This window comes from Sphingomonas sp. Leaf38 (assembly GCF_001421825.1).
GTDB lineage: Bacteria > Pseudomonadota > Alphaproteobacteria > Sphingomonadales > Sphingomonadaceae > Sphingomonas.
Map to the genome: position 1 here is coordinate 101124 of NZ_LMLD01000012.1, position 2785 is coordinate 103908.

Sequence of the window (2785 nt, forward strand, 5' to 3'; positions counted from 1 at the left end):
CAGCGTCGCCTCACGCCGCGCGGTCTAGAGCTGATCCATCATAGGAGCCGGCTCGTGCGCCGGCAGTCGAGGATCACGGCGATGACGGGCAAGTTACTTAAACTCTTGATGGCGGCGTCGGCCCTGGTGCCGGCGACCATGATGGCGACCGCCGCCACCGCGCAGCAGATCGACCAGGACCGCGGCGACCGGGGCGACCGGGGCGACCGGGGCCGCAACGACGGTCCACGCCAGGATCGTGGCCAGCGCCCCGATCGCGGACCACGTCCCGACGGCCAGGCGTTCCAGCAGCGTCCCGATCGCCCCGCCGCGCCCGACCAGGGCCCACGCCCGCAACGCGCCGACCTCGGCGTCCAGGCCCAGATCCGCGGCGACGGCCCCGATGGCCGCGGCCGGCCCGAGTGGAACGGCCAGCGCGGTACTGGTCAGGGGTGGAACCGGCAGGATCGCCCCGGATTGCAAGCCGGTCAGGATCGCGGCGACTGGAACCGCGGCCCAGGTCAGCCCGGGCTCGATCGCGGCAATCAGCAGGCGGACCGCGGCCAGTTCGACCGCAATGGACGCGGCGACTGGCGTAATAACGGGCGTAATGATGGTCGGGGCGACAACCGGGGCGACTGGCGCAACGGCGGTCGTGACGGCTACCAAAACCGCCAGCCCAACCGCGCTTACGGCGCCGTCCAGGGCTATGGCCGCGGTGGCTATGACCGGGGTTACAGCCAGGGCCGCTATAACCCGGGCCGCTACAACCAGGGTGGCGCGTGGAACCGCGGCTGGCGTAATGACAATCGCTATGCGTGGAGCAACTACCGCGCCTCGAACCGCGGTGCTTATCGCCTCCCGCGCTACTATGCGCCAAGCGGCTGGGGCTCGGGCTATCGACGCTTCGGGGTCGGCTTTTCGCTGAACAGCATCCTCTACAACCAGAATTACTGGATCCAGGACCCGTACACCTATCGCCTGCCCGAGGCGTACGGTCCGTATCGCTGGGTGCGCTATTACAACGACGCGTTGCTGGTCGATCTGGACAGCGGCCGCGTGGTCGACACGGTGTACGACATCTTCTGGTAGGCGCCGGCTGCCCGTCACGCAGTAACAGGGGAGAGCCCCGAGGCGATACACTCGCCGCGGGGCTCTTGCGTTTCCAGACGAGTTCGCCAAATCCTGCGGCGTGGGTATCTTTTCAAAAGCCAAGAAGGTCGATCCGGCCATGGCGCTCCGCCAGGCCGCCGGATCGCAGGTCGCCGCCCGGCTCGACGCCAACCCGGCGGTGCAGCGCATCGCGATGGCAACGGTCCAATTCTATTACCAGGCCGACTTCCTTGATCCCAAGACCTGCAAGCAGCTGATCGCGATGATCGATTCGAAGCGGCGGCCGTCGACCCTGCTGTCGGATCGCCCCAACAGCAGCTTCCGCACGTCGGAGAGCTGCGACATGGATCGCTGGTCCCCCGAGGTACAGCCGACCGACGAGGCGATCGCGACCTTGCTCGGGATCGACCTGCTCCACGGCGAGACGATGCAGGGCCAGCGCTACGCCCCCGGCCAGCAATTCCGCGCGCATCACGACTATTTCCACGAATCCGAAAGCTATTGGGCCAAGATGCAGGAGCAAGGCGGCCAGCGCACCTGGACCGCGATGGTGTTCCTCAACGACGTGCCCGAGGGCGGCGCGACCTGGTTCCCGCAGGCGGGCATCAAGATCGCCCCGAAACGCGGCATGCTGCTCACGTGGAACAACATGAACCCCGACGGCACCCCCAACGGCCTGACGCTGCACGAGGGCATGCCGGTCATGGAGGGCGTGAAGTATATCGTGACCAAGTGGTTCCGCGAGCGGCCATGGATCAAGTGACGGCGCCGGCCCCCTCCGCATGACGACCTGATTGTTTTTTACGCGAATCTCCGCTATGCGCCCGCGCTTCCGGTCCATGGTCATCCCTGGAGGCGTGGGCGGGAAGGACAACAAACGGGTTTCGGAGAATACAGATGAGCGACCAGTTGACGCTCGCAGCCGAGACGCGTGACCGGGTTGGCAAGGGAGCCTCCCGGGCGCTGCGTCGTGATGGCCGCGTGCCTGCCGTGATCTACGGCCTGAACAAGGAGCCGATGTCGGTTCACCTCGAGGAAAAGGCGCTGATGAAGGCGCTGATGACCGGCCACTTCATGAACTCGATCGTGATGGTCAACGGCGTGCGGACGCTGCCGAAGGACGTCTCGTTCCACCCGGTTTCGGATCGCCCGATCCATGTCGACTTCCTGCGCATCGGTGCGCACTCGACGGTGACGGTCGCCGTGCCGGTCGTGTTCACGGACGAAGACGACGCGCCAGGCATCAAGAAGGGCAAGGGCGTCCTCAACATCACGCGCCATGAGATCGAACTGGTCGTCGACGCATCGGATATCCCGAGCGAGATCACGATTTCGCTCGCCGACATGGAAATCGGCGATTCGATCCACATCAGCGACGTAAAGCTGCCCAAGGGCGCAACGCCCGCGATCGACGACCGCGACTTCGCGATCGCCACGATCGTGCCGCCGACCGTGCCGACCGTCGAGGACGAAGAGCTCGAGGCTGAAGTCGCCGAGGCGCAGGCTGCCGAGGCTGCTTCGGACGAAGAGCCCGTGGTCGAGCCTAACGACGATCACAACGACGACGATAAGATCACGCCGCAGAAGAAGGACTAAGGGTTTCGGCCCTTCGTCTTCGGATGAGGATTTTCTGATCGGACGGGCGGGATGGCTAGGGCTTTCCCGCCCGTTTTATTTTATGCGCCTAAGCTGT

The 2785-nt window shown here is 65.5% G+C and carries 3 protein-coding genes; all 3 read left to right on the forward strand.

Annotated features, from left to right (window positions below; genetic code table 11):
- The first annotated feature begins 81 nt into the window (after window positions 1–81).
- The 3 genes from ASE88_RS16005 (at window position 82) to ASE88_RS16015 (ending at window position 2688) form a co-directional block, all read left to right on the forward strand.
- Complete coding sequence (locus ASE88_RS16005) at window positions 82–1071, forward strand: RcnB family protein (RefSeq protein WP_082466609.1); 990 nt, start codon at window positions 82–84, stop codon at window positions 1069–1071.
- Window positions 1072–1171: 100 nt separating this feature from the next.
- The gene (locus ASE88_RS16010) at window positions 1172–1855 is read left to right on the forward strand and encodes a prolyl hydroxylase family protein (protein WP_055880950.1); all 684 of its coding nucleotides are present in this window, start codon (window positions 1172–1174) and stop codon (window positions 1853–1855) included.
- A 134-nt stretch (window positions 1856–1989) separates the two neighbouring features.
- Entirely contained in the window at window positions 1990–2688 is a 699-nt protein-coding gene (locus ASE88_RS16015) for a 50S ribosomal protein L25/general stress protein Ctc (protein ID WP_055880954.1), read from the forward strand.
- Window positions 2689–2785: the final 97 nt, after the last annotated feature.